A 17,591-nucleotide genomic window follows, 5' to 3' on the forward strand; every position below is an offset into this window, starting at 1 on the left:
GAGGCTCGTCGGGCCGGAAACTCACGCCCATTCGATTAAAACCTTAACGGAACATTGGCATGTCGCGGGCAAGGTGGCGCTCGAAAGAATAGGCCCCCCGACCCAGGCCCCCGACACCATGGCAATGTTTAAGAAATCGGTAAGTTCGCTCCTTCTGACCTTGATGGCCCTGCTGGCTGCGGGTGCGCTGGCCTCCACGGCGATCCAGATGGTTGGGGCGTTCGGCCGCTATAGCGACAGCCTCGAGACCGCGCGGCTTGCCGCGGCCGACAAGGCGATCTTCCATGGCGTGCTGGCGCTGCGCAACAATCGCGGCGATGCCCAGAGCGCGATCCTCGGCGAGGATGATCCGCGAGCAAAACTCGAGGCGGCGGAGAAGGCCGAGCAGGGCGGCTATGACGCCATCGGCGCCGCGCTCGCCACCGTCGATTTCGCCCGCCGCGACGAACTCGCCGGCACATTGAAGCAGGGCTGGAGCGCCGCCGCGCCGCAATTCCAGCTGTTCTACGACGAGGCCAAGCGCCCGCGCGCCGAACGCAAGATCGAGCGGACCAACTCCTGGTATGATGCCGTCACCAAGGTGATCGAAACGGCCAACCTCGCCTCCACCGCGGTGTCGAACCGTGCCTGGATGAATGACCCTTTCATCGCCCGCATGATCCAGGTCCGGCGCTTCGCCTGGCAGGTGCGCGACCGTTATGGGATCCATTGTTCGTCGCTTCGCTCCAACGTCAACAGCAGCAAGCCGCTCGACGACGCTCAGAAGCGGTCAGTGGCGCAATGGGATGGCACGATCGCCTCCGGTTGGGCGGGCATGGCCGAGTTGCTGGCCGCGCCCGGCGTCGCGGCGGAGCTGGTGACGGCAGCGGCGGACGCGAAGGCCAAGACCGACGGTGCCCTCAAGCAGATCGGCGACCTCACCAAGAATTTCGACGGCAGCGGTAAGCCCGCGATGCCCGCCGCGGAATGGAATACGCTGTGTCAGTCACCCTTTGCGTCCATCGTCGCGGTGGCCAACAAGGCGCTCGACCAGTCAATCGTCCGGGCGGAAACGGTGCAGGCCAAGGCGCTCACCAATCTCGTCGTGCAGTCGCTCGCGTTCCTGCTCGCGCTCGCCGTGACCCTGACCGGCGTGTACGTGGTGCGCAATCGCCTGATGCGCCCGGTGCGCGCCATCCTGGACGCGATCGCCAAGATCAGCGCCCGCGACTACGCGACGCCCGTCCCGCAATCCAGGTATCCCGACGAGTTCGGCACCATGGCGGCCGCACTCGAAAGCCTGCGCGAGAGCGCGGCGACCGCGGAACGCCTGGGCCAGGAGCGCGAATCGCAGCAGGCGCTCCAGCTCGCCCGCTCCGGCACCGTCGATGCGGCCTGCCGCAGTTTCGACGACACCGTGCAAGCCGTCATTCACAGCGTTGCGGCGTCGACCAAGGAGCTCGATGCCACCGCGACGGACGTCCGCTCACTGGTTTCGGAATCGAGCAGCCAGACCGCGGCGGTCTCCTCCTCCGCCGAGCAGGCCACCAACAATCTCGAGACCATCGCAGCGGCGACCGAAGAACTCTCGGCGTCCGTCGGCGAGATCTCCGCGCAGGTGCAGGCCAGCGCCCGCGAGGCCCGCGAAGCCGTGTCGCAGGCAGCGCAGACCAATGCGACGGTCGAAATCCTCGATCAGACCGCTGGCCGCATAGGCGAGGTCGTGAAGATGATCAACGCCATCGCAGGGCAGACCAATCTCCTGGCGTTGAACGCCACCATCGAAGCCGCGCGCGCGGGCGAGGCCGGCCGCGGCTTCGCCGTGGTCGCCGGCGAGGTCAAGAGCCTCGCTTCGCAGACGGCGACGGCGACGGAAGAAATCTCCCGCCAGGTCGCGGAGATCCAGGGCGCGACGGGCCAGGCGGTCGCGGCCATCCGCGCGATCGGCGGCGCGATCAGCGGCATCGACGAAAAGATGACGGCGATCGCGGCAGCGGTCGAACAGCAGCGTGCGGCCACCACCGAGATCTCCCGCAACTTCCAGCAGGCCGCGCAGGGAACCCGCGAGGTCACCGACACCATCGGCAGCGTCGCCAGGCTGAACCAGGAGACGGGCAATGCCGGTTCGGTCCTGTCGGTGTCCGTGACGAAAATGTCCGCCGACGCCGATCGTCTCCGCGTCGCGGTCGAGGGCTTTTTGGGCGCGGTGAGGACCGCATAGCTTCGACAATCTTCCGTCCTTACGTCGCGCGATCGGCATTGCCGCCGATGCGCGCGGCGGGTACATCTGTGGCGCTGTGCGAGCGTCGCGGCAGATGTAAGAGATATCAGGGATGGAGAGTTCGATGCCGGTCACGCCCCACCACAAGGCCCAGCGCCCCTATCGCGGCGTGTTCCCGGTCGCACCCACCATCTTCGACGAGCGCGGCGAACTCGACCTTGAGGGACAGCGTCGCTGCATCGATTTCATGATTGACGCAGGCTCGAACGGTCTGTGCATTCTCGCCAATTTCTCCGAGCAGTTCGTGCTCACGGATGCCGAGCGCGAGACCGTGATGCATGCGGTGCTGGAGCATGTCGCGGGCCGCGTTCCCGTGATCGTCACCACCACGCATTTCAGCTCGGCCGTCTGCGCCGCGCGCAGCCGGCAGGCCGAGGCGGCCGGTGCCGCCATGGTCATGGTGATGCCGCCCTATCACGGCGCCACCTTCCGCGTGCCCGAAAAAGGCGTCGTCGAATTCTTCAAGGTGCTGTCGGGCGCGATCAAGATTCCGATCATGATCCAGGATGCGCCTGTCGCCGGCACCCCCCTGTCGGTTGAGCTGCTCGCGCGGCTGGCGCGCGATTTCGCCAACATCCGCTATTTCAAGATCGAGGTGCCGGGCGCGGCTGCAAAGCTGCGCAGCCTGATCGACGCCGGCGGCAGCGATATCGAGGGTCCCTGGGACGGCGAGGAAGCGATCACGCTGCTCGCCGATCTCGATGCCGGCGCCACCGGCGCGATGACCGGCGGCGGCTATCCCGACGGCATCCGCCAGATCGTCGATCCTTATTTCGCCGGCAAGCGTGAAGAGGCCAAAGCCGCCTACGAACGCTGGCTGCCGCTGATCAACTACGAAAACCGCCAATGCGGCCTGATCGCCTGCAAGGCGATGATGCAGGCCGGCGGCGTGATCAAGTCGGACACGGTGCGGCATCCGCTCCAGCCGTTGCACCCGGCGACGCGGGCCGGGCTGCTGGAGTTGGCCAAGGAGCGCGATGCGCTGGCGTTGAGGTGGGGGAAGTAGCGCAACGCTGTCGTCCCGGCGAAGGCCGGGACGACGCTGAGTGTGAGGTGCGCACCCTGGCCTGATCCCGCCAGCTTCCATCTGGCTGAAGGCGTCGAATTAACGCGGTTCGGGCGGTTTCCCGCAGCCCGGCGATGACATATTGTACGCTCGCCAACCTGGCCCGCGGAGCAACTCAAGACATCGCGCAACAGCTCTTCATTATGCCGCTATTCCGAACCAGGTTGGTGCGAACCAACGAAACAGGGAGGCAGTGCCATGACGATGAGGCCGGATCCCACCTTTCACGCATCGCCCAAGCTTGCGATGGAAGCTCCTGCGGAGAACTTTGCCTACACGTTGCTGCTCAGTCCGGATTTCTCGAAACCGGATGCTCTCGCGGTGATCGACGCCAAGCCGGGATCGCCGACCTACAGCCAGATCGTCCACACCGTGACGATGCCCAACAAGGGCGATGAGTTTCATCACTTCGGTTGGAATGCCTGCTCCTCCGCCTTGTCGCCGCTCACTGGGCATGCCTTCATCGAGCGGCGCTATCTCATCATCCCCGGGCTGCGCTCGTCGCGGATTTACATCATCGATACGAAGCCCGATCCGACCAAAGCCAAAATCCACAAGATCATGGAGCCCGAGGAAGTCTTCAAAAAGACCGGCTATTCGCGGCCGCACACCATCCATTGCGGGCCGGACGGCGTCTATGTGAGCACGCTCGGCGGCGGCGGCAAGGACGGCACCAACGGGCCTCCAGGCGTCTTCATCATGGATTGCGAGACGTTCGAGGTCCTTGGACGATGGGAGATCGACCGCGGTCCGCAGACGCTGCACTATGATTTCTGGTGGAACCTGCCGCGCGACTACATGGTGACGAGCGAATGGGCATTGCCGCCGCAGTTCGAGAACGGGATCGTCCCGGAAGATCTGCTGGCGAACAAATATGGCCATCGTCTCCACTTCTGGGATCTCCGCGCCCGTCGCAACGTGCAGACCATCGACCTCGGCGCCAATCATCAGATGGCGCTGGAGGTACGGCCGGCGCACGATCCGGTTCGCGAATACGGCTTTGTAGGCGTTGTGGTCGACACCACGAATCTCGAAGCCTCGATCTGGACCTGGTGGCGCGAAGGCGGAAAATTCCATGCGGAGAAGACGGCGACGATCCCGCCCGAGCCTGCGCCAAAGGAGAAGCTCCCGCCGCTGCTTCAGGGCTTTGGCGCCGTGCCGCCGCTGGTGACCGACATCGACCTGTCGATGGATGATCGTTTTCTCTATGTCTCGTGCTGGGGCACGGGTGAAATGCGCCAGTACGACGTGAGTGATCCGCGAAAGCCGAAGCTTGCGGGCTCGGTTCACATCGGCGGCATCGCGCGCCGCACCCCCCATCCGAACGGCAAGGCATTTGCGGCCGGTCCGCAGATGGTCGAGATCAGCCGGGACGGCAGGCGGGTGTACTGGACCAATTCGCTCTATTCCACCTGGGATGACCAGTTCTATCCCGATGGCGTTCCGGGTTTGGAAGTCATGGCCAATGTCGGTCGCAATGGTGGCCTCGAGCTCGACAAGAACTACTTCGTGAGCTTCCCCGACGGATATCGTGCGCACCAGATCAGGCTGGAGGGCGGCGATTGTTCGACGGACTCCTTTTGCTACCCGTCGGCCTAGATTGGGCACACGCGAGCCTCGGCTGGCTGTGGCTCGCTCTTGTTGCGAGCGGTCTCTATCACGGGGTCAATCCGGGAATGGGCTGGCCGCTCGCCGTTTCGGCCGGGCTCATGGACAAGAGCCCGCGCGCGCTCTTTCGTGCGTTGTGGGCTCTGGCCGCCGGACATCTCCTGGCAACGCTTCTCGTGCTGCTGCCATTCGCGTTCCTGCTCGTGCTGGCCGAGTGGCAGCGTTCGATCCAGCTCGGCGCGAGCCTTTTCGTCATCGGCTTCGGCGTCTATCGGCTGGTCGAGCGGCGCCATCCGCGCGCGCTGGCACGAATTCCGCCGACGCAATTGGCGCTCTGGTCATTTGCCGTTGCCATTGCTCACGGCGCCGCCTTGATGCTCGTGCCGATCTATCTCGGGCTCTGCCAGGCCTTCGAACTCGATGCCGGCCATGAGGCCGCCGGCGCGCTGATGAAGGCGAGTCTCGGGATGGCGGTTCTGGTGTCTTTGGTGCACGTCGCTGCCATGGTCAGCGCCGGCGGATGTCTGGCGTGGCTGGTCTACCGCCATCTGGGATTGAGGTTCGTCTCGCGAAGCTGGTTCAATCTGGATGTAATCTGGGCCACCAGCCTCATTCTGGTTGGCGTTGTGGCCTTCGGCTTCAATCTCGCGAGCTGGCACTGACGCTTACTGGGTCAAAGCCCACTCGCCGATGATGCGGAAGCGAGCCTTGGCGTGGTCCTGTTTGAACAGCGCGACGCGATCGATCGCAAGCGTCTTGAGGCCGAGCGCAGCAAACCTTCCCTGCAGCATTTCCAGAATCGGCCCGCGCCGCTCCACGTCGAGCCGGCCCGTCAACGTCATGTGGAAACGGAATTCCTCCATCACGTAAGGATAGCCCCAGCGGTCGAGATAGTGGCGCTGCCGTTCGCTCAGCTTCTCCGGCTTGCGCCGCGCACGGTCTTCCGCGCTCAGCGGCGCGCGGAAGGAGTCGAAGTCGCGCGCGCAATCGGCGGCGAGCTGCTGGAGTTCGCCGACCGGCTCCCCGGGAATGACGGCGATGAAGCCGCTGATGGAATCGACGACCGGGCGGATCACCGGAATTGCGCGTGCCCTGCCGGCGAATGTCGCGCAGGCCGCAACAAGCTCGACCTCGCGCCTGTCGGACGCCAGCGCCATCGGCGCCTTCAGCGTGGCGTGAAAGCCGTATTTGCGGGGATCGGCGGTGACATCACGCCAGTCCGGCGCGAGACGCGATGCGTCGGCGGGAAACGGCAGCTCGTTGCCGGTATAGGCATCGTAGCCGAGCAACTCCGCGCCGAAGCGGGTGAGCGCGCTGTCGCTGCCTGCGGCAAAATAGATCGCGTAGCGGGGGAAACTCGTCATCGTCCGAGCATAGCGGGTTTATGCCGCGGCGACAGCTTGGCGCGGGGTAGCTGGCATGCCAAGCAACCGCGTCGCCTCGGTGAGATGCACGAGCTTGCCGCCTGATATCACGGCGATCAGCCGCGGCCGCAGCGGCATGCTGTCGTCGACCAGCAGAATGTCCGCGCGCCGGCCTTCCGCGAGCACGCCGCGATCTGCAAGACCGGTCGCGCGCGCGGGCGCGGCGGAGACCAGATTCCAGGCCTCGGTCAGCGGCAGCACGCCATCGGCGGCGAGCCGGAACGCAGCGAGCAGCTGCGCGGGATAGTAGTAGTCCGAGGCCAGAACCGAGCAGAGCCCTTTGGCGATCATGTCGGATGCCCTGGTCCAGCCCGTGTGGCTGCCTCCGCGCACGACGTTCGGCGCGCCGTAGACGATGGCGTCACCGTGGCTTGCTGCCGCCCGCGCTGTCTCCTCGTTGATCGGAAACTCCGCAATCGCCACGCCCATGGCGCGAAAGCCTTCGCGCATCGCGGGCGTCGCATCATCGTGCGAGAGCATCCGCACGTCGGCGGCGCGGGCCGTCGCGGCCAGCCGTGACACGGAAGCCGGCACATCCGCGGCGCGGGACATTATGTGTCCGACCAGCCGGTCGAATTCCTCGCTCGACAGGCCGGTGCGCTCCACCATGCGATTGCGCTTGCGCGGCTTGGCCATGTCCCCAACCGTGCCGTCCATGTGGTCGTTGAAGGCGAACAGGTCGACGCGGCCCTCAGTGAGCCATTGGCTGATCTCGGTTTCGGCGTCGAGATTGTAGGTCTCGTGGCGCAGGTGAAAGCGGGTGTCGGCGGCGAATTGCGGGCGCTGCCGTTCGATCGCCTCCATCAGGCTGCGCGCATTGCCGGCTCTGCGCAGGCCCGGCTCCCACGAACAGGTCGTGGCGTGAAAAACCGTGGTGATGCCGTTGCTGATCGCCTGGCGGTCGCTGTCGGCGAGCGCGACGTCGATCGGGAAATCGACCCCGGCGCGCGGCATCATCTGTCGCTCGAAGGCATCGCCATGCAGATCGACGATGCCCGGCAGGACCAGCAGATCGCGCGCGTTGATCGCCAGCCGCGCCCGGCTGCGCGAGGCATTGATCTCTGCGATGTCCGTTCCGGACACGAGAAGCGACGTTTCGGCGAACTCGGAGCCGATCAGGGCCCGCCCGCCCTCGAGGAATATGTCTGTCACGCGACCGCGCTTCGTTTGCTGGCAGAAGAGGGTGCCCCTGCTTCGTATGCCGTGAGGAAATCCTCAATCCCGAGCTTGCGGAAATTGGGCAGGGCTTCACGCAACTTGTCGTGATCCCAGTCCCACCAAGCGAGCCTCGCAAGCCGCCCCGCAACCTCTTCCGAGAACCGCCGGCGAACGATGCGCGCCGGATTGCCGGCAACGATGGTGTAGGCCGGCACGTCCTTGGTGACGATGGCGCCGGCCGCGATCACCGCGCCGGTGCCGACGTTGCGGCCCGGCAGCACGATCGCGCCATGGCCGATCCAGACGTCATGGCCGATATGGACGTGATGCTGGCGCCGCCAGTCGAAGAACTCGGTGTCGTCGCTCCCGCCTTCGAAATAGGCGCTCGAACGATAGGTGAAATGCGCCTGCGTGGCGCGGTGCATCGGGTGATTGCCCGGATTGATCCGCGTCATCGCCGCGATCGAGCAGAATTTTCCGATGGTGGTGTAGGTGATCTGGGCGTCGTTCACGACATAGGAGTAATCGCCCATCGTCACTTCGTGCAGCATCGTGCGGGCGCCGACCTCTGTGTAGGCCCCAAGCCTGGTGTCGTGCAGCTTCGCCGAGGAATCGACAGTCGGCTGGAGCGAAAGAGCTTTGGCGGCCATGTTGTATCCGAACGAGAGGGCGAGTGTTTCTCTTCGAGCGGCTTGATGACAATGTCATGACGGCGCGATGACAGGGGATGAACAGGGGATGAGGTGTGTAGGATCGCCGCATCGCAACGTCCGTGTCACACAAGTGTCAAGCGCCGGCGTTAGCGGTGGGTCCCAGCTACTCTGGAGCCCTGCATGCTGGTGGTTGAAGGTCTGACGTGTCGCTTCGGCGTGAAAGCCGCGGTGGACGACGCCTCGTTTCAAGTCTCTCCCGGCGGCTTCGTCGGCGTGATCGGACGGTCCGGCGCCGGCAAGTCGACCCTGCTGCGGACCATCAACCGTCTCGCGACCCCTTCGCAGGGTCGCATCCTGTTCGACGGTCTCGACGTCACCGCGCTACGCGGCAAGGAGCTGCGGCAGTGGCGGGCGCGCTCGGCGATGATCTTTCAGCAGTTCAATCTGGTCGGCCGGCTCGATGCTCTCACCAACGTTCTTATGGGACGGCTCGCGACGATGCCGGCCTGGCGCTCGCTGTCGCAGAGCTGGCCCGAGCAGGACAAGGCGCTGGCGATGTCCGCGCTCGAGCAGTTCGACATCGCCCCACTCGCAGCCCAGCGCGCCGACCAGCTCTCCGGCGGCCAGCAGCAGCGTGTCGCGATCGCCCGCGCGCTGGTGCAGCAGCCCGACATCATCCTTGCCGACGAGCCGATCGCCTCGCTCGATCCGCGCAACACCAAGATCGTGATGGATGCGCTTTTGCGCATCAACAAGCATTTCGGCATCACCGTGCTCTGCAATCTGCATTCGCTCGACCTGGCGCGCAGCTATTGCGACCGCCTGATCGGCATGGCGCAGGGTCGCGTGGTGTTCGACGGCGCGCCGGCCGAGTTGACCGAGCACGTTGCGCGCGAGCTCTACGATCTCGAAGCCGCCGAAGTCATGGGCGGCACGCCTGCACCGGTGCGACAGGGCATTCCGGCGCTTGGAACGGCGGCCGCCGCCTGAGCTGCGCCGCATCAGGACTTACCAATTTTGCGTCAACCGACCTCAACCAATGAAGAGGCTATCATGATTACTCGCAGATTGATTCTCGCCGGCGCCGCCGCGCTCGCGTTGACGACTTCGGCCTCCGCCGAAGACTGGAAAGCCAAATATCCCGAGCTGACCTTCGCGGTCATTCCGGCGGAAAACGCCTCGGGCGTGACCGAGCGCTGGGCGCCGTTCATGAGCTATCTCTCCAGGGAATTGGGCGTGAAAGTCACGCTGCGCATCGCCAACGACTACGCTGCCGTGATCGAAGGCCAGCGTGCCGGCAACATCCACATCGCGAGCTATGGCTCGGCTTCGTTCGCTCGCGCCCGCCTGACCGGCGTCAAGACCGACGCCTTCGCCAACGACATCAACTCCGACGGCTCCACCGGTTATTACTCGGTGTTCTTCGTCAAGGCGAGCAGCCCCTACAAGAGCATCGATCAGCTCAAGGGCAAGAACCTCGGCCTGGTCGATCCGAACTCGACCTCCGGCAACAACGTGCCGCGCTTCGAGCTCGACAAGATGGGCATCGCGGACGCCGACACCTATTTCAGCAAGGTCGTCTTCACCGGCAGCCATGAGAACGCGATCCTGGCACTGGCGCAGGGCACCGTCGACGTCGCCGCCAACCAGTGGACCAGCGACGACGATTCGACATTGGCGCAGATGTTGACCAAGGGCATGCTGAAGAATGCCGACGGCTCGGCGATGAAAAAGGACGATTTCCGCATCATCCACAAGTCGGCGCCGATCATCAACGGTCCGTATGCCTACAATTCCGACCTGCCGGAAGAGGCCAAGGCCGCCATCGCGAAGGCGTTCTTCGACGCGCCGGCCAAGGACAAGGCTGCCTTCGACCGCCTACAGGACGGCCAGAAGAAAGGTTTTCATCCCGCGACCAGCAAGGATTGGGATGGCACGATCGAGCTGATCAAGTTCGTCGATGCGCTGCGTAAGAAGAAGGCGTCCTGAGTTTCGGGACGATGCCACTGGAGCCGGGTCGATGGACCCGGCTCTTTCTCTTTGATCGACCACCTTTCCTGATCAGATGACCGTCGCGGTTTCGATTCTCCCCGAGCAGCAGCTCGCCGTGCTCAACGCCGGCTATCGCCAGGCGGTGGCGCGCAAGCGGCTCCGAATCCTGTCTGGAGCCGTGATCTTCGCCGCAGCACTGTGTCTGGCCGCGATCGGCGCTGAAGTGAATCTGCGCACGCTGTTCGCCCACTTTGGCAACTTCATCAGCTATTTCGACCGCATCCTCACACTCGACACCGGCCAGCGGGTCTGGACCGATGTCGGCGAGTGGCTCTGGGGCTGGCGCAAATGGCTGAGGATGCTGGGCGAGACCCTGCTGATCTCCTATGTCGGCACGCTGATCGGCGCGACTCTTGCGTTCTGCCTGAACTTCTTCGCCGCTGAAAACACCTCGCCCGCGCCCTGGCTGCGTTTCATGGTGCGGCGCCTGCTCGAATTCGCGCGCACGGTGCCTGGCATCGTGTTTGCGCTGATCTTCGTGATCGCCTTCGGGCTCGGTCCGATGGCCGGCGTGCTTGCGATCGCGATCCACTCCACCGGCGCGCTCGGCAAGCTGTTCTCGGAGATCGTCGAGAATGCCGACATGAAGCCGGTCGAAGGCGTCCGCTCGACCGGCGCAAGCTGGCTCTCCTGCATGCGCTTCGCCATCCTGCCGCAGGTCACGGCAGGCTATGCCAGCTACGCGCTGCTGCGGTTCGAGATCAACGTCCGCGAGGCCTCCGTGATGGGCTTCGTCGGTGCCGGCGGCATCGGCCAGGAGCTCGTCGTCGCCATCCGCAAGTTCTATTACTCCGACGTCAGCGCCATCCTGCTCACCATCATCGTCACGGTCTTCATCATCGACATCAGCACCGGATGGCTGCGCGGCCGTCTGTTCGGCAAGGAGGCGCGGACGTGACGGGACCGCAGGAGACCGACACTGCGGCGCTTCGCGCGCGCTATCCTGACGTGTTCGACCGGCCGGCCTCGGCGCGGCTCGCCATGCCGGCGATGAGCGTCGCGGCGCTCGCGATCCTGATTTACGGCCTCGTCGATCTCGACTTCTCGCCGTCGCGGTTCGTCGCGGGCCTCAACCAGCTCGGCTGGATCAGCCTGATGATGATCCCGCCGGATCCCGGCTCGTCGCTGCCGGTCTATCTGAAGGCGCTGGGCGAGACGCTGTCGATCGCGCTGCTCGGCACAACGCTCGCCGCGCTGTTCGCACTGCCGGTCAGTCTTCTTGCGGCGCGTAATGTCGTGCCATCAAAGCTGCTGCGCTTTCCGGTCCGACGTTTCCTGGATTTGATTCGCGGCGTCGACACGTTGATCTGGGCGCTGGTGTGGATCAACGTGGTCGGGCTCGGCCCGTTTGCCGGCGTGCTCGCCATCGCCGTGTCGGATTTCGGCGCCTTCGGAAAACTGTTCTCGGAGGCGATCGAGGGCGCCGACCAGAAGCAGGTCGAGGGCATCCGCGCCTCCGGCGGCAGCGCGCTGCACGAGATTCGCTTCGGCCTGCTGCCGCAGGTTTTGCCCGTGATTGCGGGGCAGGTGCTCTATTTCATCGAGTCGAACACGCGCTCGGCCACCATCATCGGCATCGTCGGCGCCGGCGGCATCGGCCTCCAACTCGCCGAGCAGATCCGCGTGCTGGAATGGCAGAAGGTGTCGTTCCTGATCCTGATGATCCTGGTCGCAGTCGCTGCGATCGATTTCGTTTCGGGCAAATTGCGTTTTGCGATTATCGGGCGGCGGGCGGTGGCGTAACCTTCTTCCTTCTCCCCTTGTGGGAGAAGGTGGCGCGAAGCGCCGGATGAGGGGTCTGCATCCTCAATTCAGATCAGTGCGCGGAGGCAACCCCTCACCCGTCTCGCCGCTAGCGCGGCGAGCCACCTCTCCCGCAAGGGGAGAGGGGCAGAGGGCAGCCAGTTCACCCGTTCTCCACCAGAAATTCCACCCGCTCCGCGGCAAAGCGCGAATGCTTGGTCACCAGCGGCTTGCCGTCGAGATCGTGATCGGTGGCGTCGACCACCAGGATCGGCCGTCCCAGCGCCAGATCGAGCCGTGCGGCGTCGGTTGCGTCGACGATACCGGCGGTGATCCGGGTCGCGCCGCGGCGATAGTCCCGGACGCCGTAATGCTCGAGCAATTTCGTCATCGAGCGGGTCGCGGCAAAGACGTCGCCCGCAGCCGGGAATAGCTGCGCCGACAGCCACGTCGTGGAGACACAGATCGGCGTGCGGTCGGCGAGGCGCATCGCCTCGATCCGGACCAGCGGTGCGCCGGTCTTGAGGCCAAGCTCCCGCGCGAGTTCGCGGGTCGCAACGTCAGCGGACGCCTCGATCAGCCGGCCATGCGGTTCGCGGCCGTCCGCGCCGACGATCTCGGAGAAACGGGTCCGCGAGCGCAGTGGATAAGCGAGCTTCTGCGCCTCGACATAGGTTCCGCTGCCGCGTTCTGCCCGCACGATGCCGCGCTCGGCAAGCGCGGCCAGCGCGCGTCGCACGGTGTGGCGGTTGACGCGATAGGTTTCGGCGATCTCCACCTCGCCCGGCAGCTTGTCGCCCGCCGCAAAGCGGCCGTCGGCGATGCCGCGCTCGATGCCGTCGGCAACGAGACGCCACAACGCGACGCCGGAGGAGGCTGTGTCCTGCATGCTCATGTGGCCGGGAAGCTACTCCAGAAATCACGCCTTTGTCACGAAACAGTCATGGCGCTCCCGTATCAAGTTGTCTAGTATCATAGACAACTTGGATTCGGCAAGTTCTGCAGAGAAGTCGGTGGATGCGGTGACCCAGCACAATAATCAGCAAGCCCAGCGCAAGGCCGCAATGGCCGTGCTGGCGCACGCGGAGGCGGGCGAGATCGCCGCTCGCCTCGACGCTCTCGTTTTGCCGGCGCATCAGGATCTGCGCGCGCCGGAAAACGGCCTCGTCATGCTGCGCGGCCGGGTCGGCGGTGACGGTGCGCCGTTCAACCTCGGTGAAGCCACGGTGTCGCGCGCCGCGGTGCGGCTTGCGAGCGGCGAGGTCGGTTTCGGCTACACGCTCGGTCGCGACGGCGAGAAGGCGCGGCTGATCGCGCTGTGCGATGCCCTGGTGCAGTCCCGCGATTTCGCCGGCGCGGTGGAGCGGGACATTATCGCGCCGTTGCGTGAGCAGCTTATGGTCAGGCGCAAGCAGGTGGCGGCCCAGACCGCCGCGACGAAGGTTGATTTCTATACCATGGTGCGCGGTGAGGGGTGAGATCATGACCACGATTGCGGAACTGCCCCCCGGGTTCGCCGACAAGGTGCTGTCGGCGCAATCGACCTTTCGTTCGGTCATGGACGCGATGGCCCGGCCGGGGTCGGTCCAGCGCATCGTGCCGACATCAGGAGCGCCTCATGTGATGATGCGCGGCACGGCCGCGATCGCGTTGACGCTGTTCGATCACGACACGCCGCTCTGGCTCGATGCGCGCATGCATGAGACTTCCGACGTCGTGAAATGGCTGAAATTCCATACTGGTGCGCCGGTGGTGCAGGATTCTTCCATCGCCAGCTTCGCGCTGATCAGCGACGGCGGGGCGCTGCCTTCGCTGGAGCGCTTCGCGCTCGGCACCAGCGAATATCCGGATCGGTCGACCACGTTGATCCTGCAGGTCGAGAGTCTGGACGGAGGGCGGAGCTTCGAGCTGCGCGGCCCCGGCATTGACGGTGTCGCGACGCTCCAGGCTTCGATTAAGCCGTTCGACCTGTTCGAGCGCCTGCGCGTCAACGAAACGCTGTTTCCGCGCGGCATCGATGTGGTGCTGGTCGCAAATGATGCCGTGGTTGCGATTCCGCGCACCACGCGTGTCGTGAGCAAGGGAAGCTAAGCATGTATGTCGCAGTCAAAGGCGGCGAACGCGCCATCGAGAACGCCCATCGCCTGCTCGCCAGTGCGCGGCGTGGCGACCAAAGCGTTCCGGAAATCTCGCTCGACCAGATCTCCGAGCAGCTTGGTCTCGCCGTGGACCGCGTCATGAGCGAAGGCTCGCTCTATGATCGCGAGCTCGCGGCGCTCGCCATCAAGCAGGCGCGCGGCGATCTGATCGAGGCGATCTTCCTGGTCCGCGCCTTCCGCGCGACGCTGCCCCGCTTCGGCGCCAGCGAGCCGGTCGAGACCGGCGCGATGCGGGTACGGCGGCGGGTGTCCCCGACCTTCAAGGACATTCCCGGCGGCCAGATCCTCGGCCCGACCTTCGACTATACCCACCGCCTGCTCGATCCCTCGCTCGCCGAGGGCTTTGTGCCGGAAGCGCCGGCGACGGCCGAAGCATCGTCTGCGCCGACCCCGCGGGTGACCGACATCCTCGGCCGCGACGGGCTGATCGAATCCTCGCCTAAGGCCGAGGAAGGCGCCAGCGTCGGCGATCTCACCCGCGAGCCGCTCAATTTTCCCGCCGATCGTGACCTGCGCCTGCAAAATCTCGCGCGTGGCGACGAAGGTTTTCTGCTGGCGATGGGCTATTCCACCCAGCGCGGCTACGGCCGCAACCATCCCTTCGCTGGCGAGATTCGCTTCGGTGAGGTCGAGGTTGAATTCTCCGCGGAAGACGTCGGCTTCGCCGTGCCGCTCGGCTCGATCGAGCTCACCGAGTGTCAGATGGTCAATCAGTTCAAGGGCTCCGCGACGGAGGCGCCGTGCTTCACCCGCGGCTATGGCCTCGCCTTCGGCCAGAGCGAGCGCAAGACGATGTCGATGGCGCTGGTCGACCGCGCGTTGCGTGCGCGCGAGCTCGGCGAAGAGGCACTCGCCCCCGCGCAAGACGAAGAATTCGTGATGTCGCATTCGGACAACGTCCAGGCTACCGGCTTCGTCGAGCATCTGAAGCTACCGCATTATGTCGACTTCCAGTCTGAGCTCGGCCTGTTGCGCAAGCTGCGGAAGGAATTCACTGAGGCCAATGCGCCCGATGCCATGAAGGAGGCCGCGGAATGAACGCGCCCGCCTACAATTTCGCTTATCTCGACGAACAGACCAAGCGGATGATCCGCCGCGCGATCCTCAAGGCGATCGCGATCCCCGGCTATCAGGTGCCGTTCGCCAGCCGTGAAATGCCGATGCCCTATGGCTGGGGCACCGGCGGCGTGCAGGTGACGGCCGCGATCCTCGGGCCCGAGGACGTGCTGAAGGTGATCGACCAGGGCTCCGACGACACCACCAATGCGATCTCGATCAGGAAGTTCTTTGCCAAGACCGCCGGCGTCGCCACGACGACGGCGACGATCGATGCGACCGTGATCCAGACCCGCCACCGCATTCCGGAGACGTCGCTACACGCAAATCAGGTGCTGGTCTACCAGGTGCCGATCCCGGAGCCGCTGCGCTTCGTCGAGCCGCGCGAGACGGAGACGCGGCGCATGCACGCGCTCGCCGAATACGGCCTGATGCATGTGAAGCTCTACGAGGACATCGCCCGCTTCGGCCACATCGCGACGGCTTACGCCTATCCGGTGAAGGTCAATGCGCGCTACGTGATGGACCCGTCGCCGACGCCCAAATTCGACAATCCCAAGATGGACAATTGCCCGGCGCTGCAACTGTTCGGCGCCGGCCGCGAGAAGCGCATCTATGCGATCCCGCCCTATACGCAAGTTGTGTCGCTCGACTTCGAGGACCATCCCTTCGAGCCGTACCGCTTCAACGCGCCGTGCGCGTTGTGCGCCGCTGAGAATTCCTACCTCGACGAGATCGTGACCGACGACAAGGGCGGTCGCATGTTCGTCTGCTCCGACACCGATTATTGCGAGGGACGTCAGGCCGCCGGCCATCACGGCAGCCTCAGCGCCGCGCCGTACAAGGACAAGGCGCAGGAGGCATCGAATGGCTGATCAAGACATGCTCGAGAACGACGAGCCGCTGCTGGTCGCAAAATCCCTCAGTAAGTCCTATGGCCGGATCGCGGCGTGCCGCGACGTGTCCTTTGCGCTCTACCCCGGCGAGGTGCTGGCGATCGTCGGCGAATCCGGCTCGGGCAAATCGACGCTGCTGCAGCTGCTGTCGGGTCAGCTCGCGGCCAGCGGCGGTGAGGTGTCCTACCGGATGCGCGATGGCGTCACCCGCGATCTCGCCACGCTGGGCGAGGCCGAGCGGCGCTTCCTGTTTCGTACCGATTGGGGCTTCGTTCATCAGGATCCCGCGCAGGGGCTGCGCATGGCCGTCTCGGCCGGCGCCAATGTCGGCGAGCGGCTGATGGCGGTGGGGTGGAATCACTACGGCCGCATCCGCGATACCGCGTCGGACTGGCTGACTCGCGTCGAGATCGACATCGCGCGCATCGACGATGCGCCGCGGACCTATTCCGGCGGCATGCGCCAGCGGCTCCAGATCGCCCGCAACCTCGTCACCGAGCCGCGGCTGGTGTTCATGGACGAGCCGACCGGCGGCCTCGATGTTTCCGTGCAAGCCCGTCTGCTCGACCTCGTGCGCAGCCTGGTCGCGGAGCTGCATCTCGCGGTCATCATCGTCACCCATGATCTCGCGGTCGCGCGCCTGCTGTCGCATCGGGTCATGGTCATGAAGGGCGGCCGAGTCATCGAGACCGGCCTCACCGATCAGGTGCTCGACGACCCCCGCGAGCCCTATACCCAGCTGCTCGTCTCCTCGATCCTGCCGCCATGAGCCTTCCAACGTAATGAGCCTTGCAAGAAGAGTTCTCCAATGACCGCCATGATCGACATCGCCGACGCCAACAAGACCTTCACGATGCACCTGCAAGGTGGCATCGAGCTGCCCGTGGTGCGCGGCGTGACCTTTCACGTCAATCCCGGCGAATGCGTCGTGCTGTCGGGGCCATCAGGCGCCGGAAAATCGTCGATCCTGAAGATGATCTTCGGCAATTATCGTTGCGATTCCGGCCGGATCGGCATCCACCATCGCGGCGCGCTGGTCGATCTCGCCACCGCCGAGCCGCGGCAGGTTCTCAACATCCGCCGCGCGACCATTGGCTATGTCAGCCAGTTCTTGCGCGCGGTGCCGCGCGTCGCGACCCTCGACGTGGTCGCCGAGCCGCTGATCGTCAACGGCCTGGCGCGCGCGGAGGCGCAAGCCCGTGCTGGCGAACTGTTGCATCGCCTCAACATCCCCGAGCGGCTCTGGCAGCTTCCGCCCGCGACCTTTTCCGGCGGCGAGCAGCAGCGCGTCAACATCGCGCGCGGCTTCATCTCGGATCTGCCGATCCTGCTGCTCGACGAGCCGACCGCGTCGCTCGACGCCGCCAACCGCGCCGTCGTGGTCGGGCTGGTAGCCGAAAAGAAGCGCCAGGGCGTCGCCATGGTCGCCATTGTCCATGACGACGAAATCCGTCATCAGATTGCCGACCGCATCGTCGACGTCACCAGCTTCGCCGCCGCGGCCTGAAGGAAATGG

General features: G+C 65.1%; 18 protein-coding genes. 14 read left to right on the forward strand and 4 right to left on the reverse strand.

Annotation, left to right across the window (positions count from 1 at the left end; all coding sequences use genetic code 11):
- Window positions 1–118: 118 nt before the first annotated feature.
- The 4 genes from RX329_RS03550 to RX329_RS03565 all read left to right on the forward strand — a co-directional run bounded on the left by RX329_RS03550 (window position 119) and on the right by RX329_RS03565 (window position 5,596).
- Entirely contained in the window at window positions 119–2,200 is a 2,082-nt protein-coding gene (locus tag RX329_RS03550) for a methyl-accepting chemotaxis protein (RefSeq protein ID WP_085354355.1), read from the forward strand.
- Window positions 2,201–2,324: 124 nt separating this feature from the next.
- A complete protein-coding gene (locus RX329_RS03555; RefSeq protein WP_026232453.1) occupies window positions 2,325–3,266 on the forward strand; it encodes a dihydrodipicolinate synthase family protein in 942 nt (313 codons plus the stop codon).
- Window positions 3,267–3,524: 258 nt separating this feature from the next.
- Window positions 3,525–4,925 (forward strand): selenium-binding protein SBP56-related protein, encoded by a 1,401-nt coding sequence (locus RX329_RS03560; protein WP_085361142.1) that lies wholly within the window; start codon window positions 3,525–3,527, stop codon window positions 4,923–4,925.
- Window positions 4,926–5,002: 77 nt separating this feature from the next.
- Window positions 5,003–5,596, forward strand: a complete 594-nt coding sequence (locus RX329_RS03565; RefSeq protein WP_018453069.1) for a hypothetical protein — start codon at window positions 5,003–5,005, stop codon at window positions 5,594–5,596.
- A gap of 3 nt (window positions 5,597–5,599) precedes the next feature.
- Here the strand turns inward: RX329_RS03565 and RX329_RS03570 are convergent, their stop codons facing one another.
- The 3 genes from RX329_RS03570 to RX329_RS03580 are packed head-to-tail and all read right to left on the reverse strand — an operon-like array spanning window position 5,600 to window position 8,166.
- Window positions 5,600–6,298, reverse strand: coding sequence for a DUF1045 domain-containing protein (locus RX329_RS03570; RefSeq protein WP_018453070.1), 699 nt, complete (start codon window positions 6,296–6,298; stop codon window positions 5,600–5,602).
- An 18-nt stretch (window positions 6,299–6,316) separates the two neighbouring features.
- Entirely contained in the window at window positions 6,317–7,510 is a 1,194-nt protein-coding gene (locus RX329_RS03575; protein WP_317245508.1) for an alpha-D-ribose 1-methylphosphonate 5-triphosphate diphosphatase, read from the reverse strand.
- Window positions 7,507–8,166, reverse strand: a complete 660-nt coding sequence (locus tag RX329_RS03580; protein ID WP_085351555.1) for a chloramphenicol acetyltransferase — start codon at window positions 8,164–8,166, stop codon at window positions 7,507–7,509. The genes RX329_RS03575 and RX329_RS03580 overlap by 4 nt, the downstream gene beginning before the upstream one ends.
- A gap of 183 nt (window positions 8,167–8,349) precedes the next feature.
- Here RX329_RS03580 and phnC point away from each other — a divergent pair, with 183 nt between their 5' ends.
- From phnC to phnE (RX329_RS03600), 4 genes are all read left to right on the forward strand, one after another.
- A complete protein-coding gene (gene phnC, locus RX329_RS03585) occupies window positions 8,350–9,159 on the forward strand; it encodes a phosphonate ABC transporter ATP-binding protein (protein WP_085361140.1) in 810 nt (269 codons plus the stop codon).
- Between the two features lie 63 nt (window positions 9,160–9,222).
- Window positions 9,223–10,158 (forward strand): phosphonate ABC transporter substrate-binding protein, encoded by a 936-nt coding sequence (gene phnD, locus RX329_RS03590; protein ID WP_085351553.1) that lies wholly within the window; start codon window positions 9,223–9,225, stop codon window positions 10,156–10,158.
- A gap of 76 nt (window positions 10,159–10,234) precedes the next feature.
- Entirely contained in the window at window positions 10,235–11,119 is an 885-nt protein-coding gene (gene phnE / locus RX329_RS03595) for a phosphonate ABC transporter, permease protein PhnE (protein WP_085351552.1), read from the forward strand.
- On the forward strand, window positions 11,077–11,964 hold the full coding sequence (phnE, locus tag RX329_RS03600) for a phosphonate ABC transporter, permease protein PhnE (protein ID WP_377828922.1): 888 nt from the start codon (window positions 11,077–11,079) through the stop codon (window positions 11,962–11,964). Before phnE (RX329_RS03595) ends, phnE (RX329_RS03600) begins: the two co-directional genes overlap by 43 nt.
- A gap of 163 nt (window positions 11,965–12,127) precedes the next feature.
- Here the strand turns inward: phnE (RX329_RS03600) and phnF are convergent, their stop codons facing one another.
- Window positions 12,128–12,859, reverse strand: a complete 732-nt coding sequence (phnF, locus tag RX329_RS03605; protein ID WP_018453077.1) for a phosphonate metabolism transcriptional regulator PhnF — start codon at window positions 12,857–12,859, stop codon at window positions 12,128–12,130.
- Window positions 12,860–12,977: 118 nt separating this feature from the next.
- On the opposite strand from phnF, the gene phnG reads away from it, so the two are divergent.
- From phnG to phnL, 6 genes are read left to right on the forward strand one after another with little or no spacing between them, the layout of a single operon-like run.
- Window positions 12,978–13,442: a phosphonate C-P lyase system protein PhnG gene (phnG, locus tag RX329_RS03610; protein WP_085384268.1), complete on the forward strand. Its 465-nt coding sequence runs from the start codon at window positions 12,978–12,980 to the stop codon at window positions 13,440–13,442.
- 4 nt (window positions 13,443–13,446) lie between these two features.
- Window positions 13,447–14,055: a phosphonate C-P lyase system protein PhnH gene (gene phnH / locus RX329_RS03615; protein WP_085384267.1), complete on the forward strand. Its 609-nt coding sequence runs from the start codon at window positions 13,447–13,449 to the stop codon at window positions 14,053–14,055.
- 2 nt (window positions 14,056–14,057) lie between these two features.
- Entirely contained in the window at window positions 14,058–15,161 is a 1,104-nt protein-coding gene (locus RX329_RS03620) for a carbon-phosphorus lyase complex subunit PhnI (RefSeq protein WP_317245509.1), read from the forward strand.
- A complete protein-coding gene (locus RX329_RS03625) occupies window positions 15,158–16,054 on the forward strand; it encodes an alpha-D-ribose 1-methylphosphonate 5-phosphate C-P-lyase PhnJ (RefSeq protein ID WP_085351549.1) in 897 nt (298 codons plus the stop codon). The genes RX329_RS03620 and RX329_RS03625 overlap by 4 nt, the downstream gene beginning before the upstream one ends.
- Window positions 16,047–16,844: a phosphonate C-P lyase system protein PhnK gene (phnK, locus tag RX329_RS03630; protein ID WP_085351548.1), complete on the forward strand. Its 798-nt coding sequence runs from the start codon at window positions 16,047–16,049 to the stop codon at window positions 16,842–16,844. Before RX329_RS03625 ends, phnK begins: the two co-directional genes overlap by 8 nt.
- A gap of 39 nt (window positions 16,845–16,883) precedes the next feature.
- The gene (gene phnL, locus RX329_RS03635) at window positions 16,884–17,582 is read left to right on the forward strand and encodes a phosphonate C-P lyase system protein PhnL (RefSeq protein ID WP_085351547.1); all 699 of its coding nucleotides are present in this window, start codon (window positions 16,884–16,886) and stop codon (window positions 17,580–17,582) included.
- Window positions 17,583–17,591: the final 9 nt, after the last annotated feature.

Source organism: Bradyrhizobium sp. BWC-3-1 (assembly GCF_032917965.1).
Lineage (GTDB): Bacteria > Pseudomonadota > Alphaproteobacteria > Rhizobiales > Xanthobacteraceae > Bradyrhizobium > Bradyrhizobium canariense_D.

Coding starts and splice junctions, on each gene's coding strand:
- RX329_RS03625 (WP_085351549.1), top strand. CDS start 15,158: ATGAACGCGCCCGCCTACAATTTCGCTTATCTCGACGAACAGACCAAG.
- RX329_RS03580 (WP_085351555.1), bottom strand. CDS start 8,166: ATGGCCGCCAAAGCTCTTTCGCTCCAGCCGACTGTCGATTCCTCGGCG.
- phnC (WP_085361140.1), top strand. CDS start 8,350: ATGCTGGTGGTTGAAGGTCTGACGTGTCGCTTCGGCGTGAAAGCCGCG.
- phnD (WP_085351553.1), top strand. CDS start 9,223: ATGATTACTCGCAGATTGATTCTCGCCGGCGCCGCCGCGCTCGCGTTG.
- phnL (WP_085351547.1), top strand. CDS start 16,884: ATGACCGCCATGATCGACATCGCCGACGCCAACAAGACCTTCACGATG.
- phnF (WP_018453077.1), bottom strand. CDS start 12,859: ATGAGCATGCAGGACACAGCCTCCTCCGGCGTCGCGTTGTGGCGTCTC.
- RX329_RS03565 (WP_018453069.1), top strand. CDS start 5,003: ATGGGCTGGCCGCTCGCCGTTTCGGCCGGGCTCATGGACAAGAGCCCG.
- phnH (WP_085384267.1), top strand. CDS start 13,447: ATGACCACGATTGCGGAACTGCCCCCCGGGTTCGCCGACAAGGTGCTG.
- RX329_RS03560 (WP_085361142.1), top strand. CDS start 3,525: ATGACGATGAGGCCGGATCCCACCTTTCACGCATCGCCCAAGCTTGCG.
- RX329_RS03550 (WP_085354355.1), top strand. CDS start 119: ATGGCAATGTTTAAGAAATCGGTAAGTTCGCTCCTTCTGACCTTGATG.
- phnE (WP_377828922.1), top strand. CDS start 11,077: ATGGCTGCGCGGCCGTCTGTTCGGCAAGGAGGCGCGGACGTGACGGGA.
- RX329_RS03620 (WP_317245509.1), top strand. CDS start 14,058: ATGTATGTCGCAGTCAAAGGCGGCGAACGCGCCATCGAGAACGCCCAT.
- phnK (WP_085351548.1), top strand. CDS start 16,047: ATGGCTGATCAAGACATGCTCGAGAACGACGAGCCGCTGCTGGTCGCA.
- RX329_RS03570 (WP_018453070.1), bottom strand. CDS start 6,298: ATGACGAGTTTCCCCCGCTACGCGATCTATTTTGCCGCAGGCAGCGAC.
- RX329_RS03555 (WP_026232453.1), top strand. CDS start 2,325: ATGCCGGTCACGCCCCACCACAAGGCCCAGCGCCCCTATCGCGGCGTG.
- phnE (WP_085351552.1), top strand. CDS start 10,235: ATGACCGTCGCGGTTTCGATTCTCCCCGAGCAGCAGCTCGCCGTGCTC.